The organism is Haloferax sulfurifontis ATCC BAA-897 (assembly GCF_000337835.1).
In the GTDB taxonomy this organism is placed as follows: domain Archaea; phylum Halobacteriota; class Halobacteria; order Halobacteriales; family Haloferacaceae; genus Haloferax; species Haloferax denitrificans.
The window spans coordinates 333,744-356,215 of record NZ_AOLM01000008.1 but is presented as its reverse complement, the minus strand read 5'-3'; the positions used below and the strand labels follow the sequence as shown (position 1 = coordinate 356,215).

General features: G+C 65.6%; 18 protein-coding genes and 1 pseudogene. 9 read left to right on the top strand and 10 right to left on the bottom strand.

Going from position 1 to position 22,472, the window contains the following annotated elements:
- Positions 1-168: 168 nt before the first annotated feature.
- From rdfA to C441_RS06100, 4 genes and pseudogenes are all read left to right on the top strand, one after another.
- Positions 169-810 carry a rod-determining factor RdfA gene (gene rdfA, locus C441_RS06110; protein WP_007274327.1) on the top strand — a complete coding sequence of 214 codons (642 nt, stop codon included), beginning with the start codon at positions 169-171 and terminating at the stop codon, positions 808-810.
- A gap of 348 nt (positions 811-1,158) precedes the next feature.
- On the top strand, positions 1,159-3,129 hold the full coding sequence (locus C441_RS06105; protein ID WP_007274326.1) for an archaea-specific SMC-related protein: 1,971 nt from the start codon (positions 1,159-1,161) through the stop codon (positions 3,127-3,129).
- Positions 3,130-3,379: 250 nt separating this feature from the next.
- Positions 3,380-4,025 (top strand): annotated as a pseudogene (locus C441_RS20245) (IS6 family transposase).
- Positions 4,026-4,330: 305 nt separating this feature from the next.
- Positions 4,331-4,942, top strand: a complete 612-nt coding sequence (locus C441_RS06100; protein WP_007274324.1) for a molybdenum cofactor guanylyltransferase — start codon at positions 4,331-4,333, stop codon at positions 4,940-4,942.
- Here the strand turns inward: C441_RS06100 and yqeC are convergent.
- Positions 4,939-5,670: a selenium cofactor biosynthesis protein YqeC gene (gene yqeC, locus C441_RS06095; RefSeq protein WP_049920468.1), complete on the bottom strand. Its 732-nt coding sequence runs from the start codon at positions 5,668-5,670 to the stop codon at positions 4,939-4,941. The two genes, C441_RS06100 and yqeC, sit on opposite strands and share 4 nt — an antisense overlap.
- 51 nt (positions 5,671-5,721) lie before the next feature.
- A complete protein-coding gene (locus tag C441_RS06090; protein ID WP_007274322.1) occupies positions 5,722-7,476 on the bottom strand; it encodes an aldehyde ferredoxin oxidoreductase family protein in 1,755 nt (584 codons plus the stop codon).
- Between the two features lie 286 nt (positions 7,477-7,762).
- On the opposite strand from C441_RS06090, the gene C441_RS06085 reads away from it, so the two are divergent.
- On the top strand, positions 7,763-8,902 hold the full coding sequence (locus C441_RS06085) for a CobW family GTP-binding protein (protein WP_049920467.1): 1,140 nt from the start codon (positions 7,763-7,765) through the stop codon (positions 8,900-8,902).
- Here the strand turns inward: C441_RS06085 and C441_RS19850 are convergent, their stop codons facing one another.
- Together C441_RS19850 and C441_RS06080 are read right to left on the bottom strand one after the other, a co-directional pair.
- Complete coding sequence (locus tag C441_RS19850) at positions 8,903-9,064, bottom strand: hypothetical protein (protein ID WP_007274320.1); 162 nt, start codon at positions 9,062-9,064, stop codon at positions 8,903-8,905.
- A 69-nt stretch (positions 9,065-9,133) separates the two neighbouring features.
- A complete protein-coding gene (locus C441_RS06080; protein ID WP_007274319.1) occupies positions 9,134-10,291 on the bottom strand; it encodes a glutathione-independent formaldehyde dehydrogenase in 1,158 nt (385 codons plus the stop codon).
- 317 nt (positions 10,292-10,608) lie between these two features.
- Here C441_RS06080 and C441_RS06075 point away from each other — a divergent pair, with 317 nt between their 5' ends.
- Entirely contained in the window at positions 10,609-10,989 is a 381-nt protein-coding gene (locus C441_RS06075) for a Rid family detoxifying hydrolase (RefSeq protein WP_007274318.1), read from the top strand.
- A gap of 109 nt (positions 10,990-11,098) precedes the next feature.
- On the opposite strand, the gene C441_RS06070 is transcribed toward C441_RS06075, so the two are convergent.
- Positions 11,099-11,374 (bottom strand): hypothetical protein, encoded by a 276-nt coding sequence (locus C441_RS06070; RefSeq protein ID WP_007274317.1) that lies wholly within the window; start codon positions 11,372-11,374, stop codon positions 11,099-11,101.
- Between the two features lie 193 nt (positions 11,375-11,567).
- On the opposite strand from C441_RS06070, the gene C441_RS06065 reads away from it, so the two are divergent.
- On the top strand, positions 11,568-13,088 hold the full coding sequence (locus C441_RS06065) for an NADH-ubiquinone oxidoreductase-F iron-sulfur binding region domain-containing protein (RefSeq protein WP_007274316.1): 1,521 nt from the start codon (positions 11,568-11,570) through the stop codon (positions 13,086-13,088).
- On the top strand, positions 13,085-16,411 hold the full coding sequence (gene fdhF, locus C441_RS06060; RefSeq protein WP_007274315.1) for a formate dehydrogenase subunit alpha: 3,327 nt from the start codon (positions 13,085-13,087) through the stop codon (positions 16,409-16,411). Before C441_RS06065 ends, fdhF begins: the two co-directional genes overlap by 4 nt.
- Before the next feature lie 910 nt (positions 16,412-17,321).
- On the opposite strand, the gene C441_RS06055 is transcribed toward fdhF, so the two are convergent.
- Both C441_RS06055 and C441_RS06050 read right to left on the bottom strand, forming a co-directional pair.
- Positions 17,322-18,641 carry a DUF362 domain-containing protein gene (locus tag C441_RS06055; RefSeq protein WP_007274314.1) on the bottom strand — a complete coding sequence of 440 codons (1,320 nt, stop codon included), beginning with the start codon at positions 18,639-18,641 and terminating at the stop codon, positions 17,322-17,324.
- Positions 18,642-18,660: 19 nt separating this feature from the next.
- Entirely contained in the window at positions 18,661-19,089 is a 429-nt protein-coding gene (locus C441_RS06050; protein ID WP_004968630.1) for a universal stress protein, read from the bottom strand.
- Positions 19,090-19,181: 92 nt separating this feature from the next.
- On the opposite strand from C441_RS06050, the gene C441_RS06045 reads away from it, so the two are divergent.
- Positions 19,182-20,084, top strand: coding sequence for a dihydrodipicolinate synthase family protein (locus C441_RS06045; RefSeq protein WP_007274313.1), 903 nt, complete (start codon positions 19,182-19,184; stop codon positions 20,082-20,084).
- A gap of 149 nt (positions 20,085-20,233) precedes the next feature.
- Here C441_RS06045 and C441_RS06040 read toward each other — a convergent pair whose 3' ends face one another.
- From C441_RS06040 to C441_RS06030, 3 genes are all read right to left on the bottom strand, one after another.
- Positions 20,234-21,010, bottom strand: a complete 777-nt coding sequence (locus C441_RS06040; RefSeq protein WP_007274312.1) for an HpcH/HpaI aldolase family protein — start codon at positions 21,008-21,010, stop codon at positions 20,234-20,236.
- 63 nt (positions 21,011-21,073) lie between these two features.
- Positions 21,074-22,147 carry a hypothetical protein gene (locus C441_RS06035; protein ID WP_007274311.1) on the bottom strand — a complete coding sequence of 358 codons (1,074 nt, stop codon included), beginning with the start codon at positions 22,145-22,147 and terminating at the stop codon, positions 21,074-21,076.
- 4 nt (positions 22,148-22,151) lie between these two features.
- Positions 22,152-22,436 carry a hypothetical protein gene (locus C441_RS06030; protein ID WP_007274310.1) on the bottom strand — a complete coding sequence of 95 codons (285 nt, stop codon included), beginning with the start codon at positions 22,434-22,436 and terminating at the stop codon, positions 22,152-22,154.
- Positions 22,437-22,472: the final 36 nt, after the last annotated feature.

The following is a 22,472-nucleotide window of genomic DNA, read 5'->3' as shown; positions in this document are numbered from 1 at the left end:
CCGGCCGGTCGAGGCTCGTCGGCCGGCCGCGGCGACGCCGCCAACTACTGACGCTCTGTCTCGGCTTCCCGGTTGCACCCTCTGTTCCCTACCTGCCTTCGTATTCTCACCCGGAACCGCTCTCCCCGCGCGTCAAGCATATGTGCACACCCCGAATAGCAGTCGGTAGTGAGCGACTCACACGACTCCCCGGGCGGGAAACGCGGCCCCGAGAGCAAGGTCAGCCGACTGCTCCGCGAGCGTGGCTTCGACGGCTTCGGCGCGGAACTCGAACGGCGCTGGACCGCCGAAGCGGACGCGCGGTCGAGCCTCCGCGACCTCGCCGACGCGTTCAACCGGCGACTCATCCGCGCGGCGCTCGCCGAGCGGAACGAGCGCGCCCTCGACGGCGAAGTCGAGAACCTGTACCGCGTGCTCACTGACGACGACGTTTCGAGCGGGGCGCGGACGAAAGCGGTTCACCGACTCGAACGCGCCGGCGTCGACGTCGAGCGACTGGAGGCCGACTTCGTCTCGCACCGCGCGATGCGAACCTATCTCACCTCGTACCGCGGCGTCACGCCGCTCTCAGAGACCGACCGCGACGACGGCAATCTCCGAGAGCGCCGCGCCGAAACCATCCGACGCCTACTGGGTCGCGTCGAGCGCATCACCGAGAAGTCGCTGTCCGACCTCGCGGCCGCCGACGAACTCGACGTCGACCCCGAGACCGCCGAACTGTACGTCGACGTTCGCGTCCACTGCCCGGACTGTAACGCTCAATACACCGTCGAAGCCCTCATCGACCGCGGCAGTTGTGACTGCGAGTAACGCCGCCTTGCGCTTCGCTCTCCACGATATCGAGCACCCCGAGACGGCTGGGCACCGAGCTCGAAACACCTCACCGCTCGCCGCGGTTCGAAACACGTTCCATTGCTATCTATGGAACGAGTTCTGCGTCGCCGCTGTCCGGCGGAGATACGAGGCAGACAGACCGGACGGCACGAAGGCCGTTGCGGGCGAATCGACGACTGACTTCCCGAGACGGCTCAAATCGCGGTCTACAGACACCGATACGCAGGTTCGCATCCGAACGGAAAAACACGTTCCACAGATATCTGTGGAACGGGTTTTGGGCTCGTCACCAACTGTTTTCACGGACCCCGGTGTGGTCACCGTATGGCCACGACGAACGGACCGGCCCGCCTGACCGTCACCGGAATCGGCGCGCTCGACGAGACCACCGTCGCGTTCGAGCGCGGCGTCACCGTCCTCACGGCAGGGGACGCCGCCGACCGAACGTCGCTCGTTCGGAGTCTCGCGACCGCGCTGGGAAGCGACGAGCACTCACTCGACCGCGACGCCGATATCGGCGACAGCCGGGTCGAACTCGTCGTCGGGGGCGACCGCTACACGCGGACGTTCGCGGGAGAAGACGACCGCCTCGTCGCGTCCGTCGACCCGTTCCTCGACGATTCGACGGGTGCCGACCGATTCGCCTTCCTCCTCGGCTCGAACGAGGCGCGACGGGCGGTCGCGGACGAACGAGACCTGCGGAAACTCGTCATGCACTCGGTCGACACCGACGCCGTCTACGAGGAACTCGCCGACCGCCGCGCCGAGCGTGCCGAATTGGACGACCGAATCGGGGCGCTAGCGGCGCTCGAAGCAGAGCGACGGGAGCTCCGCGACCGCCGCGACGAACTCGACGCGGCTATCGAGCGACTCGAAGCGGAGTTAGCGGACCGGCAAGCGACCCTCGCCGGTATCGAATCGGCGGCGGTTGGAGCCGACACCGACGCCGAGGTGGGCCCCGGACCCGACGCCAACGGGTCCGATACAGAGGCGCGACAGGACCGGCGACGGGAGTTGACCGCGGCGCTCGACGACATCGAGTTCGAACTCGAAGCCGAGCGGGAGTCGCTGGACGCGCTCGACGCGGAAATCGACGACATCGAGTCAAAACTGGACTCGTACACCGACGACCCGACCGCCGAGCTCGACGACTTGACCGACGAACTCGCGGGCTCGCGCGCGAGAAAATGGCAGTTGGACGCCGACATCACGGACGTTCAGCGGACGCTACAGTTCAACGAACAATTTCTCACGTCGGAGACGTCGCCCGTCGCGGCCGCGAGCGAGGGCGAGAGCGACGACGAAAGTGACGGCGAGTCGGACGACGGCGACAGGGTCGTCTGCTGGACGTGCGGGACGTCGGTCCCCGAGGCGAGCATCGAATCGACGCTCGACCAGCTTCGGACGCTCCGCGACGACCGCCGCGAGGAGCGCGCCGAACTCGCGGGCCGCATCGAACGGCTCCAAGAACGCCGGTCGGAACTCGAAGGCCTGCGAGAGCGACGACGCGACCTCGAAACTCGACGCGAGGAGCGGCGCCGTGAGCGCGCCGACCGCCGTGCGCGCGTCGAAGACCTCGAAGCCCGACGCGACGATATCGAATCGGACATCGCCGACCTGAAGCGAGATGCCGAGTCTACGGAGACAGGCGATCGCGCCGCGCTTCTCGATGCCCACCGCGAGGTCAACCGCGTCGAGTTCGAGTTGGAGCGGCGACGCGAGGAACGCGACGCCGTCGTCGACGAGCTCGAAGCCCTCGAAGCAGAACTCGACCGACGGGCGGACCTCGAAGCGCGGCAGGACGAAATCGACGACCGAATCGACGAACTCCGAGACCGCATCGAACGGCTCGAACGCGCGACGGTCTCGGGGTTCAACGACCGCATAGCGGATGTTCTCGATGCCCTCGAACACGACCGGCTCGCCCGCGTCTGGGTCGAACGCCGGAGCGATGGGGACGCCCGAGGCGACGGGCGCCCAACCTCACGGTTCGTCCTCCACATCGAGCGGCGCACGGACGACGGGAAAATCTACGAGGACGTTATCGACCACCTCGCGGAGTCAGAGCGCGAACTCGTCGGACTCGTGTTCGCCCTCGCCGGCCACTCCGTTCACGAAGTGTACGACGACGTCCCGTTTCTCGTCTTCGACTCGTTGGGAGCCATCGACGCCGACCACACTCGAACGCTCATCGACTACGCCCGTACCGCTGCCGACTACCTCGTGGTCGCACTCCCCGACACGGACGCGCCGACGCTTTCCGAGTCGTACCGACGAGTCCGAGTATCCGACTGACGGTCGGTCGCTGGTGCCATCGACAAGAGGCAGTCGCACAGACGGACCACTACGAGCTGTCTCCCACCCCGTGACACCGCTATCGGTGTAATGTAATGCTGTACTCGAACGGATGCTTCGAGAGCGCACACCAGCACACTGAGGGGTAGACCGGCGGACAGAAATGTGATTTCTGAACAATTCAACTGGTCGGCACTGTCTAGTCAAGCCAGTTTGAGGAACGAGCGGGTCGTTGAGTTAGTTGGTCGAAATGCTCGTAAAACCGCTCAGTGAGTGCTTTACGACGGACTTAGAAGAAACGTGGGAGCGTCTGCCGTCCAGCTCCACGCGACCGGCTGTTCACTCAGCGAGACGGAAATACTCTCCGGCTACCCGGCGTTAAACGTTCTCACCAAGCCGTTTGGCAATAGGTACTTCGACTGGCAGACAGCAGTCACAACCCGCCCGAGGCGAAGCCGAAGCGGGTTGCGGTCGACGAGACCGCTGTCAGAATCAATGGCGAATGGGCTTGATTGTACGGTGCAATAGACGTCGAGGCGAAGCCGATTCTTGACGTCGAACTGTTCCGACGACACGTGGCCGCCCCGACTGCGACGTGTCTCCATCGACTCTCGGAGAAACACGATCTCTCAGACGCCGTGTTTCTCCTTGACGACTACGGCTATCAGAATGCCCTCTATTGGTGGGAGTGAGCGGTCGGCTTGACTATGCTGAGCGAAACCTCATCGAAACGTGGTTTCACACCCTCAAATTGCGAGGCGACCGCTTCCACGATTCGTGGGTGGGCAGTCACGGAATCGTCCGTGGATGATTCATACAATTGCGCAATACTATACTTTTCAAAATCGCATCGGTCGCTCGATGGACGAACGCCGGCCGAGGAGGTCACTAGCTAGACAGCGCCTACAGTATCGAGACGTCTCTATCGCTACATGTTGAAATAGCAATCCTTGCTATCGACCAACGCGGCGTTTCGTTCCTCTCCGAGCGCTGTGTTGACCCGTGACTGAAGCGAAAATAGGATAACACGGCTAGCCGTGTCATGACTGTTAGCCGCTCTCGACCGCTCTCACGTCCGAAATCGACGGTTCAGACGTATCGGAAAACCGGCGAACGACTCGGCATCGGAGGCGTAGCCGCCCGTCGATTGACGGGCGGTTCGGAGCACAACTGCTTTGGACGGCGAACGTGACCTCCCAATATGCGAACTGGTGTCATCATCGCCGGGGGATACTCGACGCGGTTCGGCGACGAGGACAAGGCGGTCGCCTCGCTGGCGGGGACTCCTCTCGTTCGCCGCGTCGCCGACCGGATGTCCGGCGTCATCGACGCCCTCGTCGTCAACTGCCGACCGGAACAGACGGATGCACTCCGGGCCGCGCTCGCCGGCTACGACCGCCCGATGACGATTGCGGAAGACACGGACCGCGACGAGGGGCCGATGGCTGGAATCATGACGGGGTTGCGAGCCGTAGAGGCGGAGTACGCGTTCGTCGCCGCCTGCGACATGCCCTTTCTCGACCCCGCGCTCGTCGACCGACTGTTCGAGCGGGCGGCCGGCCGCGACGCCGCCGTGCCGCGGGTCGGCGACGGCTGGTTCCAACCGACCCACGCGGTGTACCGGGCCTCGGCGATGGCCGACGCTTGCGAGGCCGCGCTGGCCGAAGGGAGCCACAAAATCATCGACCCGCTGTTCACGCTCGACTACGTCGTCGTCGATGAAGACGAGGTGCGTGAGTACGCGAGCCTCGACACCTTCGAGAACATCAACACCCCCGAAGAACTTGCCCGTGCGGCGGAACGGTTGGGCTAACGCTCCACGACGGCCACGACGGGCTCTGAAGCCGTCAACCGCGTCAGGGCGACGCGCGGAACGTCGGACCGGGCGAGAACCTCCGACGCGATTTCGCGCGCGACCGCTTCGAGCGCGGAGTCGTCGACCTTGTTCAGCACGGGGACCACTGTCGCCCCGTCGGGGACGTCCGCGAGGCCGCCGCGCTCGCTCGTGAGCACCGTTGCGACGTCGGACGGGCGAATCGTGTCGCCGAGGTCGAGGCCGGTCAGCGCGGCGACCCGTTCCGGGCGGTGGACGCACGCTTCGGTGAGTGGCTCACCGACGGCGTGGACGCTGGCGATGGGAAGGACGGTGTCGGCGGTCGTCGGGAGCCGTGGTTCGCGGTCTCCCGGGGCCTTGAACTCGCGCATCCGTGCACCGTCGGCCTTCACCAGCACGGCGTCGGTGGCGTCCGATTCCCCGATGGCGTCGACTACGCCGGGGTCGTACCCGCGGTAACGGTCGTCGCGGTCGCGGTCGGGAACGACGCCCACCGGCCAGTCCGTCGCGCGTTCGAGCGCGGCGACCGGGCGCTCGGTCACGACCACGTCGTCGACGTGCTGGTCGAAGATGGGGATGCGGACCGTGGCCGTCACGACGGCGCGGTCGAGCCGACGCGCCAGCGCGTACAGCGTGGACTTCTTCCCGCCCGCGCCGACGACGCAGACCACGCCGCTTCGAGCGCGGAGCGCATCAGAGAGCTTCATATTCGTTCCACGGGGAGTACACAGTTCGTCGTCCAGCCGTTCGCGTGGTGTTCAATCATGGAGTGGGTCGAAATCATCGGTGAGGTCAGTGAGGTCGAGGCGGTCGATAGTCCGGGTCGTCGGCACGCCGTCTTCGTTCCAGCCGCGGCGGCGGTAGTACGCGTCGAGCATCGAGTCGAAGTCGTCGCGGTCGACGGCGGCACCGGCGCGCGGCCCCGTCTCGAGCGGCTCTTGGAGCGCGGCCGGGAGCGAATCGTCCTCGCGCGAGACGCCTTCGCGGACGTTGAACAGCCGCGTCAGGTTCCAAATCCGCTCGCCGATTATCGCGAGTCCTCCGGCGGGGTCGAGGCCGATCGATTCGAGCCACGCTCGCCCGAGGTCGTCGAGCGCGTCGCCGAAAAAGTCGTCGGCGATGAGGCTCCAGAGCATCGACCGCCGGTCCTGTTCGCGGATGACCTCCGCCGCGGTCCGGTCGGCTCCCCAGTCTCCGTCGAACGCCTCGCGTTCGATGGGTCGCGCCCGCCGGTGGCACGCGCCCCGGTCGCTGGTCGCGTAGGCGAGTGCCATGCTCTGCGCGCCGCGCGGGTCGTAGGCCGGTAGCTCCATCGACTTCACCGTGGGGACGAGGTCCCGCCCGCCGAACCGCGTCGCCGCCGCCTCGACCCCGTCCGCGAGCGCGTCGCCGAGGGCTGACTCGCGCTCCGCAATCTCTCCTAAGAGGGCCCGCGCGCCGTCGGCGTCGCCGAACGACAGTGGACGGTCGAGGACGTCGGCGGCGTCGGCGTTGATGGTCCACGCGACTGCACTGCCCGCGCTGATGAGGTCCATCCCGAGCCGGTCGCAGGTCTGCCCCAACTCGGCGACGGCGTCGAAGTCCTGGATGTCGAGGCCGGCTCCGAGCGTCATCGCGGTAGCACCGCGTGGGACGTGGTCGCCGTCCTCCGTGGCGACGCGAAACCCACCCGGTTCCGTCGTGTCGGCGTGTTCGCGGTCGACAGCCCGGTCTTCGACCGTCGTGATGCCTAACTCGTCCGCCGCTTCGAACTGCCCGTCGCTCCAGCCTCGCGTCGAGAGCGCGCCGATTTCGTTCGCGAAATCGATAGTTTCGACGGTTCCACTGGTCCGGAGCCACCGTCCCGTGGCTGTCTCTCGGTATTTCGCCGCGTAGGCTTCCCGCAGGTCGTCCAAACCGTCCGGAGGGTCCCCCCGCGCGACGATTGCCTTCAGCCGCTTCGAACCCATGACCGCTCCCGCACCCCCTCGACCCGCGTGGTGCTCGCCGCCGTCGGAGGCGACCGTGGCATATGCGACCTGCTGTTCGCCCGCGGGGCCGATACACGCGACCGACGCGTCGGGGAACGCTCGCGCCGTTTCGACCGTGTCGGCACCCCACGTCTCGGCAGGGGTAATCGTCGCGTCTCCGTCTTCGATAACGAGGTGAACAGGTTCGGACGCGACGCCCGTCACGAGCAGGCCCATGTGCGACCCGAGCGCGCCGGTCAGCGAGTCGGGGAACTCGCCGCCAGCATACGAGTCGAGGAAACACCCCGTCAGCGGGGATTTCGTGATGGCGGCGTATCTCGACTCCTCCGGGAGGTACCCCGAAAGCGGGCCGAGCATGAACAGAATCGCGTTCTCCTCGCCGAGCGGGTCGACGCCGGCGTCGAGTTCGTCGTAGAGATAGCGGGCACCCAACCCTTTCCCGCCGACGTATCGCCGTCGCCACTCGTCCGGAATCGGCCGACTCTCGACGGAGCCGGAAGACAGGTCGACCGCGAGGAGTCGTTCGGGGACGGAGGGTGCCATCTGGTCGTTCGTCAGTACCGGCGACCAAAAAAATGATGCCAATCGGTTCGACCGGACGGGCGAGTCCGCGAGCGCGACCGACGCGACCGTCGGTAACGCGATTGTGGCTCGGGCTTACGCGGGGGTCGGGGTGTCCGACGGGAACCGCCGCGAAACTCGACATATCACTAATAGAAAATGATGTGTTTTCGAACCGAGGTCCGCGGCGTGAGGGTTCGACACTCAGTCTGCGCGGGGTGGCCCAGCATTGATTACAGCTCCCCGCGAGACGTCGCACAGCATCGATATGTCCACAGCGGAAATACCGATTACGGTCGTTAGCGGTCCACTCGGCGCGGGTAAAACGACGTTGGTCAATCGACTCTTGGACGACCCCGGCGGAAGGGAGATAGCCGTCGTCGTCAACGACATGGGCGAACTGAACGTCGACGCGGAGTTAGTCGCCTCCGAGTCGGACGACGGGGTTATCGACCTCTCGAACGGCTGTATCTGCTGTCGGCTACAGGACGACCTCGTGACCGAGGTGACGCGGCTGGCGGAGACCCGTTCGTTCGACTATCTTCTCATCGAAGCCTCTGGCATCAGCGAACCGCTCCCGATTGCGCGAACGCTGACGGGGGAGTCGAACGAGGGTAATCTGCCGGAACAACTCCGGTTGGACACCACGGTCTCGGTCATCGACGCCTACGGGTTTTGGAAGGCGTTCGACCCGGCGGAATCGCTTCCGGACGCCGCCCCCGACCCGGAACGACCGCTGACGGACGTGCTCGTCGAGCAGGTCGAGTTCTGTGACGTGCTGTTGCTGAACAAGTGCGACATGGTCCCCGGCGATGCGCTGGACGCCGTCGAAGCCGAGATTCGGGAACTCCAGCCGCGCGCGAGCCTCCACCGGACGACCCACAGCGAGGTCGAGCCGAGCCGGGTCCTCGATACGGGACGCTTCGATTTCGACGCGGCGAAACGCCAGCAGGGCTGGAAACAGGCCCTCGCGAGCGACGGGGACGAGGCGGACGACGACCACGACCACGACCACGACCACGACCACGGTCACACCCACGACGAGGGCGTTTCGGCCGCGACGGCTCACGGCGTCGAGTCCTTCGTCTACCGTCGAGACCTCCCGTTCCACCCGCACCGACTCGACGCGTGGCTCGACGACTGGCGGGGGAACGTCGTCCGCGCGAAGGGGTTCGCGTGGGTCGCGAGTCGTCCCGAGACGGTGCTCGGTGTGAGTCAGGCGGGGCCGTCGGTGCAGGCCGGCCCCATCGGTCGGTGGGAAGACGACGACCCCGCGACGCGACTCGTGTTCATCGGCCGCGACCTCGACGAGGCGGCCCTGTGCGGAGAACTCGACGACTGTCTGGCGACGACGGACGAGCGGGCGGCGGCGTATCCCGACGACCCGTTTCCCCGTGGGTCCCCCTGATTAGGCCGCGCCGAAGTCGACTTCGTCTCGGAGTTCGTCCCACGATTCGTGGAAGCCGTAGGTCGACTCCGACTCACCGCCGACTACCGTCTGGTACGTCTCGTCGTACTCCAACAGCTGGGTCCAGCCGTCGTGGTACCGGTAGCTACAGTACTGGCACATAGACCGGAATAGCGGGGTGACCGTCAAAGGCGTATCGGTGAAAATCAGAGGGGGAAGCGACGGTTACCGTTAGGGTTCCAGCAGGACCTTCGTGACGCCCTCCTCGCGGTTGTCGAACTTCTCGTACATCTCGGGCGCGTCGTCGAGGTCGACGCGATGGGAGACGACCCAGCTCGGGTCGGCGCGGCCCTCGATTATCATGTCGCGGAGCTGTCGGTTGTACTCCTTGACGTTACACTGGCCGGTGCCGAGTGCCTGCCCTTTCTCGAAGAGCAGGCCGAAGTCGATGCCGAGGCGGCCCTGCGCGGCCATCTCGTCGGGAGCGCCGGGGTCGTCGGGGACGTAGAGACCGGGAATCCCGAGTTCGCCGGTCGGCCGGACCGTCCGAATGAGGTTGTTGATGACGACGGCCGGGTTCTCACGAGCAGGGTCGTACGCGGAGTCGGCTTCCTTGTCCGGGTCGATGGCCTGATAGCCGACCGCGTCGACGCCCTTGTCGACACCGCCGCCGTGAAGCTCTTTGATCTGTTCGACGGGGTCACCCTCCTCGAAGTTGATGGGCGTGGCGTCACAGTGCTCCTCGGCGAGCGCGAGGCGACTGGGAACGCGGTCGACGACGTAAATCTCGGCCGCGCCCTTGAGTTTGGCGCTGTAGGCGGCCATCAGGCCGACCGGACCGGCGCCGTAGATAGCGACGGAATCGCCCGCTTCGAGGTTGGCGAGCTCCGTGCCGTGCCAGCCCGTCGGGAAGATGTCCGCGAGGAGCGAGAACGAGTCCTCGTGTTCCCGACCGTCCGGCAGTTTGAGCGCGTTGAAATCGGCATACGGAATGCGGAGTTTTTCCGCCTGACCACCTTGATAGGGGCCCATGGCGACGTAGCCGTACGCCCCACCGGCGAATCCGGGGTTGACGTTGGTACAGAAGCCGGTGTAGCCGTTCTCGCAGTTCTCACAGAAGCCGCAGGCGACGTTGAACGGCGCGACGACGCGGTCGCCGACTTCGAGGCCGCTGACGGCCTCGCCGACCTCCTCGACGATACCCATGTTCTCGTGGCCGAACACGATTCCGGGCTCCGCGGCCGTCCGACCCTCGTACATGTGCAGGTCGGACCCGCAGATGCAGGTCGTCGTGATGTCGATAACGACGTCGTTCGGGTGTTGAATCTGGGGCTCTTCGACTGCTTCGACCGCGACCTCTCGTTCGCCTTTGTAGACGACTGCGTTCATTGACATCGTTCTGACTCCGCTCGCTCTCTGCGAACGGATATCATATATAGCTCGGGTGCGAGTGGGCTTCGTGGATTTTGACACATTAATGATTTAAATAGTCTCAGCGCTCCGTTTTCAACCCATCAGTTAGATTATGGTCTGTGTTCGACCGGCGGTGTCGACGGCTACACCACCCACAGGCACCTGTCCGTGAGGGCGAGTAAGTACGGCGTGCAAGCCGGGAGAGGACCACAAATTAACTGAGTTCTTACATTTCGTGCGATGCGTCTCGTCCCGGACGTGGATTTATTACGGCCCGTTCGAAACGGCCGGCCATGAAGCGCACGATTAGTACTTCGGACGCACCGGCGGCTGTTGGCGCGTACAGTCAAGCGACGACGAGCGGCGACCTCATCCTCACCGCGGGCCAACTTCCGCTCACGCCCGACGGGGAGCTACTCGACGACGCCTCTGTCGGCGACCAGACGACGCAGTGTCTCGAAAACGTGGCGGCGATTCTCGCCGCGGAAGGCGGGTCCCTCGACGACGTGCTCAAAACGACCGTCTTCCTCGACGATATCGACGATTTCGAGGAGTTCAACGAGGCGTACAGCGAGTTCTTCGACGAGGAGCCGCCGGCGCGTAGCGCGGTCGAGGTCGGGAACGTGCCGAAAGGAGCCGCGATAGAGATCGAAGCGATAGCGGCGACCGAATAGGGTCGGCGGTTCCGAGCGGACGCAACTGCGCCCGACCCGCGCGAGGGTTTTTGAGACGACACTCGCCGACGAGAACGCGCTTCCGAGCGCCCGGTGTCGTCGCTTGCGACTACTTCAACCGCATGTTCTCGGCTCGCTCCGCCGCGAGGTCGGTGATTTCGTCGACGTCGCTTTCGGAGCGGTCCGCGAGAACCCGAACCAGCATCCCGAGTTGGACGGCCGCCGTCTCGCGCAACTCCGATGCGTCCTCGGTGTCGTTGGCGAAGTAGTACTCGTGCCGACCGTCGTCGTGGACGAGTCCGGTGTACACGGACTGGACGTCGTCTTCGCGAGTCGCGTCGGCCGCCTTTGCTCGAACGTCGTCGAACCGTGGGTTCGTCATCATCACGGTAGACGACGCGTCGCCGCCTTAGCTCTTTGCTCCGCTCGCTGTCCGGTCGGGAACGGTCACCGACCACCTGCCCAATCGCGCTCGAACCGGCTTCGAGTTCGGTTCCCCGAACGCCTCGAAGGCGCACTCCGACGCGAGCGGGTTGGGATGATTTTTTTAACCCCGCCGTGTCTCTTCAGCAGTGAGAATGAATCGCACAGGAGACGAGGTTCAGTCGCCGACCGTCCGGGTCTCGGGTGCCGGGCGAACGGAGCACGGCGAGCGCGTCTTGAGCGCCGCACGCGCCGCCGCCGACTCCGTTCGGGTCCTCCGAACGGGGCCCACCGGAATCAGCGCGTACGACCCGTTGGTTCTCGCGACCGATGCGGGGCGGACCGCGTTCTTCCCGGCCCCGGAGACATCGAGGGTCCGAGACCTCGTCGCCGACGTGGAGGACGGGGCGTTACCGACGGACGGTGCCGCGGCAGTCGTCCAACACGACGTCGAGACGACGACGCTTCCGGTTCCGACCGACGGGCCGCTCGCGGTGGGGCAACGGAGCGTCCTCGGTCCCTGTGGGTGGGTCGACCCGCTGGACCCGGCGGCGTGTCAGTTTCGCTCGCTCGACAGAGACGCGGGCGCTATCGCGGACGCCGGCCTCGTCGGTCGAGGCAGAGGAGATGCCACCGCCGACGAACCGGTCGCCGACGCCTGGCGACAGGCACGAGAGACCGACGGCGACCCAGTCGTCGTCGTGAACGCGAACGACGCGGACGACCGCCAGCGGGCGGACCGAACGCTCCTCGCCGGGTCGACGATGTCGGTGCTCGACGGGGTGGCGGCCGTCGCCGAGTACCTCGATACGACTGATGCGGTCATCCATGTCGCTGAAACCGACACCGAACTTCGAGCGCGTCTCCAGCAGGCCATTGACGCCGCCGCGGACGAACTCCCGGTCGTTCCGGTACTCGTCGAAGGCCCGGACGAGTACCGCGCCGGCGCGCCGACGGCGGCGCTGGAAGCCATCGAGGGCGCGGACAGAATCGAACCACGTCTCCAGCCACCGTCGCCGGCCGAGTACGGACTCTACGGTCGCCCGACGGTCATCCACACGCCGCGGACGTTCGCGCAGATACATCTCGCGCTTTCGGCCCCGGAGGAGTCCGACGCAGACGGCTCCGCCTCGGCGACGCGACTGCTGACTGTCACCGGCGACGTGGCCGCACCCGCGACGATAGAAATCGGCTCGGACGCCCGCCTCTCGACGGCTCGGGACGCCGTCGAACTGGAGGGCTCGTTCAAGATGGCCTGCGTCGGCGGGGTGTTCGGCGGCATCACTCGGACGTTGGACGTGACGCCGACCACAGCGGAACTGACCGCGGCCGGCCTCGGAACCGAAGGCGTCGTCGAACTGTTGAACGACGAGCGGTGTGCGGTCGCCACTGCCGGAGAGCGAGCGCGCTTTGCGTCGGAAGCCAACAGCGGGCGGTGCGTGCCGGGACGGGAGGGAACCGTCCAACTCACCGAACTGGTGCGAGCGGTCTACCGTGGCTCGCTCGACCGGGAGAAGATACGCGAACTCGGTCGGGTCATGGCCCGGTCGAGCAACTGTCGAATCGGGGCCCGTGCCCCGCGCCCGGTGCTGACTGCGATGGACGAGTTCGAATCGAGTTTCGAAGCACACGCGAACGGCCGCTGTCCGAGCGGTGCCTGCACTGACAAACTATGAGCACTGACGACCCACTCCCGGGCGTTCCGGAGATAGACGACCCACAGCACGAGACGCCGGTCACTGCGGAGTTCGAGACCGGGACCGCGAACGACCCGCCCGTCGGAACCGGCGGCGAGCGCCCGACGACGGTCACCGTCAACGGGACTCCGGTCACCGTCCCGCCGGGTTCGACCGTCATCGACGCCATGCAAGCCGTCGACGACGAGGTCGTGAGCGTGGACCCCGGTGCCGACAGCCTCGACGAGGACGCCGACGTTCCGGCGCTCTGCTACTACGACCGCGAGGGCGACGCGAGCGACGAAATCGGCCCTCGGAGCGAGTGTCGGACCTGCATGGTCGAAACGGACGAACACGGGGTCGTCCCCTCCTGTTCGTTCCCGGTGACGGACGGGCTGACGGTCGAGACCGACACGGCGACCGCCGAGGAGTGCCGGAGCGTCAACCTCGACCTCGTCCTCTCCAACCACAACCTGCGGTGTACGACCTGTAACGGAAACGGTCGGTGTGAGCTACAGGAGACGGCCATCAGCGAGGGGGTCGACCACCCGCGCTACGGCGTTTTCGACGACCGCAGCGAATACGAACCGCTCGACGACAGCTCCTCGTTCATTCAGATCGACCGCAACAAGTGCATCCTCTGTAACCGGTGCGTCGAGGGCTGTAACGACGTTCAGGTCGAAGGAGTGCTCCGTATCGAGGGCTCCGGAGCGGACACCCGAATCGGGTTCCAGTCCGACGCCGAGACGATGGCCGACTCCGACTGCGTCTCCTGCGGGCACTGTGCCACCGTCTGTCCGACCGGTGCCTTGACCGAGAAGGACATCGGTGGCGCGGGGACCCTCCCGCTCCCGGGATTCACACAGCGGAACTCCGTCGGGCGGGTCATCGAACACGAGGAGGTGGAGACCCTCGACGACACGACGGCACCGAACCGCTCGCCCGCTCCCGGTGGCGCGAGGGGTGCTGGGGGCGAAGCCAGCGCCAGCGGGGAGAAACAACGCGGCGTCGCCCGATATATGGCCCAGAGCAAACGCCGAGCGTCCGATTTCTTCGAAAAATACGGTCGGAAGGCCATGCTCGCGGGCGAACACACCGCGGAGAACCTCGCGGCCCAGACACTGCCAGAGGGTCGGCTGTTCGACATCGCGTCGCTCGTCAGCGACTACCGGCTGGGCAACCTCGACAAAGCGGAGACGACCTGTGGATTCTGTGCGGTCGGCTGTCGGTTCGAGATGTGGGGCAAAGACGGCAACGCCCTCGGCGTCCAGCCCGTCGACGACCCGGACAACGCACCGGCCAACAACTTCTCGACGTGCGTTAAGGGGAAGTTCGGACACGAGTTCGCCAACAGCGAAAACCGGCTCACGAAGCCACTGATTCGAAACGAGGACGGCGAGTTCGAGGCGGCCTCGTGGGACGAGGCGCTCGACCACGTCGCCAGCGAACTCCGCGGGATTCAGGACGAACACGGCGTCGACGCGGTCAGTTGCCTCGCGTCGTCGAAGGGGAGCAACGAGGAGGCGTATCTCGTCCAGAAGTTCGCTCGACAGGTGCTCGGCACGAAGAATATCGACAACTGCGCCCGACTCTGTCACTCGTCGACGGTGGCGGCACTCCAACAGACGCTCGGGTACGGCGCGATGACGAACCGCATCAACGAGGACATCGGCGAGGCCGACGCCTACCTCATAAGCGGGTCGAACACGACCGAATCGCATCCTGTGTTGGCGACTCGCATCAAGCAGAACGTCCGCGACGGGGCCGACCTCGTGGTGTTCGACCCCCGGAAGATCGGCATCGCCGAGCACGCCGATCAGTACACGAGGACGACGCCCGGCTACGACGTGGCGTGGCTCAACGGGCTCATCCGATACCTCATCGAACACGACCTGCACGACGAGACGTTCATCGAACGGAATACGAAAGGGTTCGAGGAGGTCAAGCGGAAGGTCCAGGCGTTCACACCCGAGAAAGTCGAGGAACTGGCCGGCGTCCCACCGGCAGAACTGCAGTCGGCCGCCGAGACGCTCGCCGACGCCGAGAGCGTCGTCTTCGGCTGGGCGATGGGCATGACCCAATCCAGCCACGGCACGGAGAACCTCCTCGCGATGGCCGACCTCGCGCTCACGCTCGGGCAGGTCGGGAAACCGGGTGCCGGACTCTCTCCCTTCCGGGGCCAGAACAACGTGCAGGGCGGCGGCGGCGACATGGGTACCCTGCCCGGCAGTCTCCCCGGGTACCAAGACCCGGCCGACGACGAGGTCGGCGAGAAGTTCGCCGAGGTGTGGGGCGAACGTCCGCCGGCAGAACCCGGACTCAAAGTCCCGGAGATGCTCAGCGAGGCCCACGAAGGCAATCTCCGCGGAATGTACATCGTCGGGGAGAACCCCGCGCTCTCGGAACCCGATATCCAGCACGCCGGTGAGGCGCTCGATAGCCTGGACTTCCTCGTCGTACAGGACATCTTCATGACGGAGACCGCGGAGTACGCCGACGTGATTCTGCCGGCGGCGACCTCGCCGGAGAAACACGGCACGTTCACCAACACCGAGCGTCGCGTCCAGCGGGTTCGAGCGTCCGCGGAACCGCCCGGAAAGGCACGCCAGGACTGGGTGATAACGCAGGAACTGGCGGCCAGGCTGGGCTACGACTGGGGCTACGACCACCCGCGGGAAGTCATGGACGAGATTAGCGACCTGACGCCCATCTACGGCGGCGTCAGCTACGACCGCCTCGAATCGGGCGACGAACACGGACTCCAGTGGCCGTGCTGGGACGACGACCACCCCGGCACGCCGTACCTCTACGACTACGACGAGGGGAACTTCAACTTCGACGACGGGCTGGCCCGCTTCGTGCCGGCAGACGGCGGCCATCCCGGTGAACTACCGGACGAGGAGTATCCCTTCACACTCACGTCCGGGCGGGTCCTCTATCACTGGCACACCGGACAGATCACCCGACGCGTCGAGGGTCTCATGAGCCACGTCGGCGAGAGCTTCGTCGAAATCAATCCGACGACCGCCGCGGAACTCGGCGTTTCGGACGGCGAGTACGTCAGGGTCGAGTCCCGCCGTGGTGATATTGTCGTCAAAGCCGTGGTGACCGACCGCGTCGGCGATGGAACGCTGTTCATCCCGATGCACTTCGCGGCCGGCGCGGTCAACAAACTCACGCAGGAGACCTTCGACCCGCAGGCCGGCATTCCGGAGTACAAAGTGTCGAGCGTGCGCGTCGAACCGCTCGGACCGGACGCCGACCCGGACGTGCTTCGGACCCCGGACGCGGGCGCTGGGAGCGCCCCACGCGGCGACGACTGATTGCCGCGAGCGTTTCGCCGCTTGGTGCGTCTTCAAATCGGTGCGTGAACGGGTGCGACCGACTCCCGCGAACGACGACTCGTTCTTCACGAGAGCACGGCGCGTACGGTTGTCCTCGACTGCCGAGTCAGGTGCTTCTCATTACCTGTTCGAAGTCGTGTCAACACACGTATTTGATGGACAGGTCACGATGGAGAAGTCGAATCGTCGGGGGCTCTCGACTCTCAACGTCGCTCATTGCCCGTCCAACCCCTGATTGTATCAGTTATCTCCGTGCAACAGACTTCTGGCTTCGACCCCGTGGGTGTCGAGGTCGACGTGCCTGCTGTCCAAGCTATCGACCACCCGTTTTGAGAGAATAACGCAAGACAATTCGGTATGACTGCACCCCTCGCCGCCACACGGTCCGGGGCCTCCAGAACTGTCCTCGTCGCTCGGTTCACCGCAGGGGTATTCGAAATGAGAGAAGTATAGGCCGTTAAACAGATGAATAAGCGGTTCTCATACGGGGTGAATCACCATCGACAACGGGTTTCGGCCACCCGAGAGAAGTCGAATGAGTCCGCAATCCGCGGGTCGTCGCACCCAAATGGCCGGAGGAGTATTGTGTAGTAGAAGCTATTCGAATGCACTTACCGAACGGGATACCGCTCGATGGACGAACACAACTGCCTTGTGCTAATTAGGGTATGACAGAGAGGAGTACATCTATTTATTTTGCCATTTGTGGCGAGTGACTCGAAGCGCCGGACGTACCCGCTCGACGGTTAAGACTAACAATTGAGTCGGGTTGACCGCCGACGGCGAGCGAAATCGCGTTTATCCGGCCCGTAGCCTGTCGCGTCGAACGTGTCGCGTCGACGCGACTCGTAGCCGGAGCGCCGTTCGCCCGGACCGACGCGCGTCGTGACTACTCTTCGATAGCGGAGACGAGCGTGCCGTCGGCGTCGAATTCGAGGCGTCGACGGTCGCCAATTTCGACGTCGTCGCGTCCCGCTAGCTCATCGAGGACGGGTTCAGAAGCCAGCATCGTCCCGGGTTCGAGAGTGTTAGTGATGCGGCCGATACGCATCTCACTCAGGTCGGGAACGCCGGTCATCGAAGCCGCGAGGATAAACGCCGTTGCATCGCAGGGGACGACGAACGGAATCTTCGAGCGTTCGGGCTCGCCGCTCGTGGTGATGTTGACGTACATGTCCTCGAAATCGACGGCTTCGACGAGGGATTGGTTGACGTAGTCTGCGAGGCCGATGCCGATTGCGTTACCGTGTGACTCCGGTGTGACCGACCGAACGTAGATTCGCGTTATCTCCGGCGAGTTCACTTCGGGCTGGTTGTGGAACCAGACCCGGCCGACGACGTTCGTGTCCATCCCCGTCCCGCTGATGTTCTTCCCCAGTTCGTCGACCATCAGGAAGTCCAACTGGTCGACGGGGAGCGAAGGGAACAGCTCTTTCGACCGTTCGAGCAGTTCCGACTCGCGTTCGGGGAGTTCCTCTGCGGAGACGCCTTCGATGAAGGCGGCGCGCTCGTGGTCGTTCTCTACGATGGCGATGCCGCCGACGATATCGGTTTCATCGAGCAGTATCTCCGCGCGTTCGGGGATGACCTCGTCGAACCCGCGAGCGATTGCGGCGTTGTGCATGTTCTCGGCACCGCGGTGTTTCCCGAGTCCGACGACGGCCATCTTACAGAGCCCAGACTCGATTGGACCGCGGTAGTCGGTGTGGAGTTTCACGCGGTTCGCGAGGAGGACGGCGTCGGCTTCGAGCGCGTCTTTCGCCGCGAATATCGGCTCGCCGTTCGGGTCTTCGGCGACTCGCTCGACGGCCATCGACGAGCGGACCTCACAGCCCATCGACGCCTCGGTGATGCCGAGTGAGGCCAACGTCTGAATCTGACCCTCCGCGGTCGCGCCGCCGTGACTTCCCATCGCGGGCATGATAAACGGGTCGAAGTTCCGGGTTTGGAGTTCCTCGACAACCGCCGCGAGGACGGCCGGCATGTCGTGAATCCCGCGACTTCCCGCCGTAATCGCCACCGACGATCCCGATGGAAGCGTCTCGAACGCCGGTACGTCGTCGACTGCCTCGACGGCGCTCGCTCGGACGTCGTCTACCTCCGGCGGGTCCGAAACCGAGCGGACGGTCGCGAAGGCTGGAAGGTCGTCGAGCGTGGCGTCGTTCACCGCTTCGAGTCGCTCTCGGCTGGGGAGGTCGAGTGTCACCATCTGTGCCTGAGTCCCGTGTTCACTTTTCGTCCATGACCGCGACGACGGGGACGTCCGCGCTCAGGAGGACCGACTGGGTCGTACTGCCGAACAGCGCCTTCCCCACCGCCGTTCGCTTTCTCCCGCCGATGACGAGATACGACGCGTCTAGCCGCTCCGTCTCGCCCAGCAGTTCGTCGACGACTTCACCGACGAGGCCGCGCGTCTCGACGTGTCCCGGCCGGTCAGTCGTCGCTTTGACGACGGACCGAGCCACCGATTCGGCATCTTTCTGGCCGTCCTCGACCGTATACCCCGCTTGGTGGACGTCGTCTCGCTCTTCGAACTCTTTCTGGTTGAGGACGTTGACGACGACGAGTTGGTCGTCGTACGCGTTCGCGAGGTCTTCGCCAATCGTCACGACGCGGTCCGGTTTCTGCTCGCCATCGACTGCTGCCAGTATCGTCATCGTGTGCCATGTATTCTCATGTGTACATAAATCTTGACGCCTCGCGCCGAGTCGTGAGAACATATAACTGCCACCGGCGGGAGTACGAGACGATGACAGACGGAGCACGACGGTTCGATGGTGTACACTGCCCGCTCGTCACGCCGTTCGACGGGGGTACGGTCGACCACGAAGCGCTCGGAGCGCTCGTCGACCACGTCGTCGATGGCGGCGTCGACGGACTCGTCCCGTGCGGGACGACAGGCGAGTTCGCGAGTCTCGACGACGCCGAGTCCCGGGCGGTCCTCGAAACCACGGTCGAACGGGCCGCCGGCAGGCCTGTGATGGCGGGCACCGCGGCGACGAGCGTCGCGGCGACCGTCGACCGAATCGACGTCGCGGCCGAGGTCGGCGCAGACGCCGCGCTCATCACGCTCCCGTATTTCCACGGGTCGAACGACCCCTCCGGTGACGTCGCGTTCGTCGAGTCGGTCGCCGACGAGAGCGCACTCCCGCTGTACCTCTACAACATCCCCGCCTGTGTCGGCCGGTCGCTCGGCGCGGACGCCGTCGTCGACCTCGCCGAGCACGGCGCTATCCGCGGTCTGAAGGATTCGAGCGGCGATTTGAACTACTTCTCGGAGCTCCTTCGACGGACTCCCGACGCGTTCCAACTGTTCGAGGGGTTCGACAGCCACCTCGTCCCGGGGCTCGTGCTGGGCGCGACCGGGGGCGTCAACGCGCTCTCGAACGTCGTCCCCGAAGCGTTCGTCGCCGCCGCGACCGCGGCCGACCGCGGCGACGTCGCCGAGGCGCGCCGAATCCACGAGCGACACATCGCACCGCTGTTCCAACAGTGCGTCGAACACGGCTTCGCGCCGGCGACGAAGGCGGCGCTCCGTGCCCGCGGCGTCCTCGAAACGGCCGAGGTCAGACCCCCGCTCGTCGGCCTCGACAAGACTGCCCGCGGCGAGATTTCGTCGCTCGTCGAGACGAGCGTCGCCGCGTATCGCTGACGGCGTTCGCACCCTCACATTCTCCGGTCACCGTGGGCTCGACAGCGACTCGGAGGCGATGCGAAATCCGTCCGAGGAGCTACGCGACAGCGTCGCAGACCGAGGGGAGAGTGTCGGGGCGACCGAACGGCGGGCGCGCCGTCGCAGTGTCACTCGCTCAGAGTGGTACTGTGGTCCAAAGCCTCGACGGCACCGTCGGAGAGGTGGAGCGCGTCGACGCCGGCGACCAGGTAGTCGACCCCCCAGTCGAGGCGGGTCGCCCGCTGGTCGGCGTCGGTCGCAAGGGTCCCGACCGCCACCCCGGCGTTGGACGCGGCCTCGACAACGCGGTCGACCGCTTCGAGGAAGTCTCCGTCGTCCCACTCTCCGAAGCGGTCCATCGACATCGAGAGGTCGACCGGTCCGATGAACACGCCGTCGATTCCATCGACCGCCGCGATGGCTTCGGCGTTCGCGACCGCGCGCTCGGACTCCAGTTGAACGTACCTCACGACGGTCTCCTCCGCGGACTCGACGTGCTCGCCGAGCGCGCGTCCGTACCCCGTCGCGCGGCCGAGGCCGAGCCCTCGCGTTCCCGTCGGCGGATAGCGACTGGCGTCGACGACGGCCGCGGCCTGTTCCGCCGTCTCGACCATGGGAACGAGCACCCCGGTCGGGTCGAGGTCGAGCGTCCGTTTCAGCGTCGCGGGGTCGTCGTCCGGCACCCGGACGAGAGTTTCCGTCTCACCCGGTGCCGCGTCGACCGCGCGGACCATGTTCTCCATCGTCTCGTACGACATCGGGGTGTGTTCCGCGTCCAAGACGACGAAATCGTATCCGACGCCGGCGAGTAGCTCCGCGGTGCTCGGGTGGGGAATCACGGCCCACGTTCCGATCAGTTGGTCCGGCGACTGGCCGGCGCGTTTCAGCCCATCGTGTTCGACCATGTGAGCACTCTCGGATTTCGAGCAGGTATAGCTTCGCAATACTCGGGGGGTCCAGCGGTCGCCTCACGCCTCAGTCGCACAGGCGTAGCCGGCGTCTGCCGCGCTCGCTCGGAGCGACTCGCCCGCACTGACGAGGGCGCTCGCGTCTCCCGCGACGTTCCCCGACTCGACGCGGCTGGTTATCTTCGCGGCGACCCGGCACTCCGCGGCGTGCAGGTCTGCTTCGATCGCGGCGACGCGTTCGCGCTCGCCCGTCGCCGACGCGTCTTCCCGGACCGCGCCGAGCTGTGTCGATACTGTCTCGGAGAGGAAGACCGCCTGTCGCCCGTGGGTGGTGAGCTTGTCCGCGTCGTCGCGGTCCCAGCCGATTTCGACCGCCTCTTCGCCGAGTGAGTCGACGAGGAACGCGGCCTTGTCGAGCGTGGCGTCGGTCGCGTCGTATCCGGGGGTTGCCACCGCGCGCGTATCGTAGCCGACGAGGACGACCCGTTCCGGCGCGCTGTACGCGTCGGCCGGATAGGCCGCCCCCACGACACCGCCGGCACCGAAGACGAACACCACGACGAGGACGAGCCCGAGGAACGCTCTGGGCGCTCCTCGAACTGGCTTGCGTGCGAAGAAGGGGTGCATTCGCGTCCGCTCCATCGTCAGCGACGCGACGCGCTCGACGAGCGCCGCCAGCGAGTGCGTGTTCTGCGACGCTCCCGTCACGACGAGGCGGCCGTCGCCGGCGACGCGAACGAACGAGTTGTGGAACCCGGTGTGACGAACGTTGAGGCCGCGACCCTCACCGAATCTGTCGCGGCGACACTCGTCGTACTCGTCCGCCGCTTCGACGGCCGCTTCGATGTCGCTGAGCGTCTGCTCGGCGTCGCTCACGGAGTCCGCAGAGACGAAGATAGAGTCGCGCTCGAAACTGAGCCCGGAGCCGTTCCGTCGGTACTCGGCGAGCCGTCGGAACGCGAACTTCGCGTGTGCGGCTACCAGCGGAATCGTCGGGAGGAGGGCGACGGCGGCGAGCGCCGTGACGTACCCGTCTCTCGAAGCGGGACCGAGGCCGTAGTGGAGGCCCACGAAGGCGAGCGCGACAGAGAGCGTCAGACAGCCACCGACGACGAACGCGCGGAGTTTGTTCATCTCATCACCCCCCGAGGAACGTCTGTTTGAGGCGACCGAAGAACCCGACTTTCCGCCGCTTACTCTCGGCTTCGAACACCGGCCCGAGTTTGGTGACGAGGTCCTCGTAACTCTCGAATCGGTCCACCTCGGCGTCTCCGAGTAGCTCTGCGAGCATGATGGAGTTCCCGTCAGCGTCCACCTGCACGTTCGCCAACGCGTGCTCGCGCTCTATCCGGCGAACTGAGACGGGGTACTCCCAGCCCGACTCCTCGACGAGAGCGTGAACCGCGTCCGGTCCGTGTGTCATGTTCGTTCGTCTGGTTTCTTCGACCATAAACCTTTC